We start from the raw sequence: 3,164 nt of genomic DNA, 5'->3' as shown, positions 1-3,164 counted from the left end.
CTTAAATAGAGCTTGCTGAATAAATATAAAAAAATCCCCTAGTATGATGACCAGGGGGAAAAGTTTTTAATTAAGTAAATAGGTTGAAATACTAGCCAGCATTAGCTAAGAGTAATTCTCGCTTTTCTGAGCCATGTATTGTTACCTGATTGTCATCATCAACATCCACTGTGGCTGTAACTCCATCGGTGACTTCACCAGAAAGCATGGCTTCAGCCAGAGGATCTTCTAACAAGCGCATAATTGCTCGGCGTAACGGTCTAGCCCCGTAACTGGGGTTATAGCCTTCTTCTACGACACGCTCTTTAAAGCGTTCTGTAACTTCTAAAGTGATGCCTTTTTCAGTCAAGCGACTAGCAAGTTCACGGAGCATGATATCCGCGATTTGCTTGACTTCATCTTTAGCAAGCTGGGTGAAGACGATAATATCATCCAAGCGGTTGAGGAATTCAGGACGGAAATATGCTTTGAGTTCCTCATTTACTAGGGTACGAATGCGGTTGTAGCTTGCATCGGCCGCAGTCTCGAAGTCAAAGCCTAAACCACCACCACCTTTTTCAATTACCTTAGAACCGATGTTAGAAGTCAGAATAATCAGGGTGTTTTTGAAGTCCACTTTCCGACCTTTTGCGTCGGTGAGGTGTCCATCATCTAAAAGTTGCAGCAGCATATTAAATACATCAGGATGCGCTTTTTCGATTTCGTCGAACAGGATCACTGAGTATGGTTTGCGGCGCACGGCTTCTGTGAGTTGTCCGCCATCGTCGTATCCTACGTAACCAGGAGGTGAACCAATCAGCTTGGAAACTGTATGTCCTTCCATGTATTCGGACATATCTAGGCGAATCATCGCTTCTTCGCTACTAAAGAAGTAAGATGCTAAGGATTTCGCTAATTCTGTTTTACCAACTCCGGTAGGCCCAGAGAAAATAAAACTAGCGATGGGACGATTGGGATTTTTTAACCCGACTCTGGCGCGACGGATGGCACGAGATACGGCTGTAACTGCTTGTTCTTGACCAATTAACCGTTCGTGGAGTGTGTCTTCTAGGTGCAGCAGCAACTCTGACTCAGATTCGGTGAGTTTGTTGACTGGTACGCCTGTCCAAGAAGCGACGATTTGAGCAATGTCTTCCTCATCTACGATGGGTGAATTGACAAAATCCTCAGCTTGTGGTTCAAATTGCAGATCGGCTTCGAGTTTGATTTCCTCGTCGCGCAGTTCTCCGGCTTTGCCAAAGTTCTGAGTTCTGACTGCTTCCTCTTTGGCTTTAGTCACACCGACTAATTGCTTTTTGAGTTCTTTATTGGTAGAAATTCGAGAGTTTCGCAACCGCACACGAGAACCAGCTTCATCAATCAGGTCAATTGCTTTATCTGGGAGAAAGCGATCGCTGATGTAACGGTCTGATAATTCGGCGGCGGCTTGAACTGCTTGGTCAGAAATGTGGACTTTGTGGTGCTGCTCATAAGCTCCGCGCAAGCCGTAGAGAATTTCCACAGTTTCTTCTACTGATGGTTCCCCGATCAGAACTGATTGGAAACGACGCTCTAATGCGGCATCACGCTCAATATGCTGACGATATTCATTAAGAGTGGTTGCACCAATACATTGGAGTTCACCGCGTGCTAAGGCAGGTTTGAGGATATTGGCTGCATCTAAGCCACCTTCTGTACCACCAGCACCAACCAAGGTGTGAACTTCGTCAATGACCAAAATGATATTGCCAGCAGCACGAACTTCTTCGACAATTTTCTTCAGGCGTTCTTCAAAGTCCCCACGAAAACGGGTTCCAGATACTACCATGCCCATATCAAGACTGATAACTTGCTTATCCAGCAAGATTTCCGGTGCATCTTGATTGACAATACGTTGAGCTAGACCTTCGGCGATCGCAGTTTTACCAACGCCTGGTTCACCAATCAATACAGGATTATTCTTTGTCCGGCGACCGAGAATTTGGATGGTGCGCTCAATTTCTTTGGCTCGACCAACTACAGGGTCAAGCTTGCCTTCTTGGGCTAATTTAGTTAGGTTTCTGCCAAATTCCTCTAAAGTCACATTTTGGTTGCGCTTGGAACCGCTACCTGTACTCGCAAAAACAGTTCCACCTTCACCCAAACGACGGATGACGTTTGTGCGGACGTTTTTGAGGTCAACCCCTAGATTTTGTAGGACTTTGGCGGCGACACCTTCACCAGCCTCGGTTAATCCTAAGAGTAAGTGTTCTGTGTTGATGTAGTTATTGCCCAGACTATTAGCTTCTCGAAAGGATTGCTCGAATAAGCTTTTTACCTTGGGAGTAAAAGGTATTTCTGGTGGTACAAAACCAGAACCTCTACCGATAATTTTTTCTACTTCGCGGCGTGCTTCCTTGAGAGTAACACCCAATTCGGCCAGCACTTTAGCAGCAACCCCAGTCCCTTCTCCGATTAGACCCAGGAGAATTTGTTCAGTCCCTACGAAATTGTGTCCCAGACGACGTGCTTCCTCCTGGGCTAACATAATTACTTTAATGGCTTCGGAAGTGAAGTGTTCAAACATAATGGGTTCTTGCTCCCTTGCTGCTTTGGGCTTTGGGTGAGCTAAATATTCACCCTCATTTAAACTTTTTTGTATTTTCTTAAAGATAATGTATCTTTATTTAAAGTTACATGGCAGTGGTGAGAGCCGTATGGGGTGAGGTGTGGTTGCCGTCATGATTTATTTTGGCGGGATAGAAAGACTATTAAATCTCGATTTGGGATGAAGTAATAATCCAACTATAGGTATAAATCATGTCTGAATTACACGGAAATAAAGACCAACAGCATCCTCTCTATAACCGCGATCGCTCCTCAATTAATATTTTACTCGCTCAAGAGGCAACAAACTACAATTTAGCCGAATTAGCTAGATTAAGAATTCGTTATCAAGGTTTTCCAGGGGCGAGAGACATCCAAAAAGACCTGGATCAAATTTTGCAGCAGTGGGGTTTGACGGAGGCCGAACTTTTTGAAAAAACTCGCCAGATGCACGATATTGGCGGAGTTTATCAAAGTCGTGGCAAAAAAGAAGAGCAAGATTGGAATTAGTCATTGGTCATTGGTCATTAGTCATTGGTCATTGGTCATTGGTCATTAGTCATTGGTCATTGGTCATTGGTCATTGGTCATTAGTCATT

Annotated in this window: 2 protein-coding genes; one reads left to right on the top strand and one right to left on the bottom strand. The window is 44.4% G+C overall.

Going from position 1 to position 3,164, the window contains the following annotated elements; translation table 11 throughout:
• Window positions 1–91 precede the first annotated feature (91 nt).
• Window positions 92–2,545 carry an ATP-dependent Clp protease ATP-binding subunit gene (locus VB654_RS13740; RefSeq protein WP_323214329.1) on the bottom strand — a complete coding sequence of 818 codons (2,454 nt, stop codon included), beginning with the start codon at window positions 2,543–2,545 and terminating at the stop codon, window positions 92–94.
• A gap of 233 nt (window positions 2,546–2,778) precedes the next feature.
• Here VB654_RS13740 and VB654_RS13735 point away from each other — a divergent pair, with 233 nt between their 5' ends.
• Window positions 2,779–3,075 carry a DUF3288 family protein gene (locus tag VB654_RS13735; protein WP_323214328.1) on the top strand — a complete coding sequence of 99 codons (297 nt, stop codon included), beginning with the start codon at window positions 2,779–2,781 and terminating at the stop codon, window positions 3,073–3,075.
• Window positions 3,076–3,164 lie beyond the last annotated feature (89 nt).

It is taken from the genome of Nodularia sp. UHCC 0506 (assembly GCF_034931045.1).
Classification (GTDB): domain Bacteria; phylum Cyanobacteriota; class Cyanobacteriia; order Cyanobacteriales; family Nostocaceae; genus Nodularia.
This window is presented reverse-complemented; position numbering and strand designations above follow the sequence as displayed.